The sequence below is a fragment of the Bartonella sp. AD328YNZD genome, from assembly GCF_042196425.1.
In genome coordinates, this window is record NZ_JBHIQG010000377.1 from 1 (window position 1) to 2,198 (window position 2,198).

1 pseudogene is annotated in these 2,198 nt (G+C 36.2%); it reads left to right on the forward strand.

The features are described from left to right. Positions 1–495: 495 nt before the first annotated feature. Positions 496–2,198: pseudogene (locus ACFIO3_RS11960) on the forward strand (hypothetical protein); the annotation flags it as partial.

Sequence of the window (2,198 nt, forward strand, 5' to 3'; positions counted from 1 at the left end):
TCAAGACAATAAAATATCGCGCTTTCAACTAGTAAAAATTTCCCTTGAAAAAAACTAAAAGTCGATTGAAAAATCAATGAACGCTATTTCATCGTAACCGTATTAAAGGAAAACATGAAAGCTATGGTATTAGCTTTGTTTATGATGTTGAAAGAGATCTCTATCAGGCTCAAGCATACAGTTTTTTGAAATTTTCTTGCCTACTTCTTTTCTTTAAGCATAAGCAACAAGTTTTATGCAAACATAACACATATCTTGAATAGAAAAACTTATAATACTTATATAATATTAACATAATATATTTATTTTAGAACAAAATGAATTTAAAATATAATTCATTATATATTAAATATATAATTTATTTTATACTTTACATAAAAATAAAAATCGCCTATCACGTTCCATCTCTAAAATACCCATCCATTTGATATCCTTCTTATAAGCGGGGGAAGAGTGTGTGGCACTTATAATTTACTTATAATTTAGGAAATCTTGATGTGTAAAAAGTCCCTTTTATCCTGCACGGCTGTCATAGCTGTCATGCTATTCAACACCCATCTCAATGTATATGCTGAAACTCTTGAAGTTTCCGGCGAGAAAAAAGAAGTATCTAATACAACGTATGAGATGATTAATGCGAAAGACAACGGAGAAATCACTGGCACACATTTAACTGTGGTTGGGAATAAAGACACAGATATTTATGCTGTAACAGCTGACGGTCTTGGCAGTGCGATTACATTCCTGCAAGACACAGCCATTAAAGGAACTGATTTTGACATTCGTCTTGGTCTTAATGCAAAAGATGGTGCTACAATCAAAATGACTGGAGGCATTATTACGGTTTCTGAAATTGGCGCTTTCTTCGAAAACAGTATGAATGATAAAAACAAGCTGGAAGGTGTAACAATATCAAGCGGTAAAGACGACCACTTCATGGACGAGGGAATAAATGCCGACAACAAAAGCAAAGTTACTTTAGAAAACGTAACGGTTACACAAGCAAACACCAGTATATTTGCAAATGATCATTCTGAAATAACGATATTAGGAGGAGCATTTGATGGAGAACTCAAAGGAATATCCGCTACAGGAGGCAGCGCTATTACTTTAACTTATAGCGAATTAGCCGATAACAAAAAAAGCAGTGTTCAAGTTACATCATCCCATGGTGATGGACTTTATGCAAATGGTGAACAATCTACAATCACAATGACTGGTGGAGCAATAACTGGAAGAAGCACAGCATTGCTTGCAGAAAATGGCGGACATATTGACATCTCAGATGTTACTTTAAAAACAGATGGCACCGGAATCGGTGCAATAGCCAATGATGTTAACAGTAAAATTGAATTGCATGGAAATACGGTAATTAATGATGCTGTAATTGGGCTTTATGCAGAAAACAGTGGCACAATCACAATGACAGGAGGAACCATTAAAGCTTTTGAAACTGGCGCATTCTTCAATGAAAGTAAGAGCAAAAAAAACAAGCTAGAAAATGTAACAATTACTTATGCAAACACCAGCATAAGTGATCAAGACAAGCTAGCAAATGCAAAAACATCGGACAATGAATTAGACGCTGGCTGGGAAAGTGAATTAGAAAATGAATTGGTAAATGAAGAGTTTTTATACACAGGAATAACAGCCTTTGCTGGAAGTCAAGTCACTTTAGAAAATGTAACCATTACCCAAGCAGAAACCAGCATATCCGCAGAAGGTCATTCTCAAATAGCGATATTAGGAGGAGAATATAATGGAGAACACGCTGGGCTATACGTTACGGAAGGCAGCATCATTACTTTAGCCAATAGTCAAAAAGGCAGCGTTCAAGTTACATCATCTTATGGCGATGGACTCTATGCAGACGGTTTATTCTCCACAATCACAATGATGGGAGGAATAGTGACTGGGGGGAACAGAGCATTATTGGCAGTGAACGGTGGATATATTAGAGGCGAAAATGTTGTTTTAACAACAACAGATGGTAACGGAAACGGAGCAGCTTCCACAGATCCTTACAGCTTAATTGAATTGTATGGGAAAACAACGATTAATAATGCTTTTATCGGGCTTTATACAGAAAACAGAGGTGTCATCATGATGACGGAAGGAACTGTAACTGGAAAAAGCGCAGCATTATTTGCAAAGAACGGCGGATATATTGATGTCACGGATGTAATACTAACAACAAT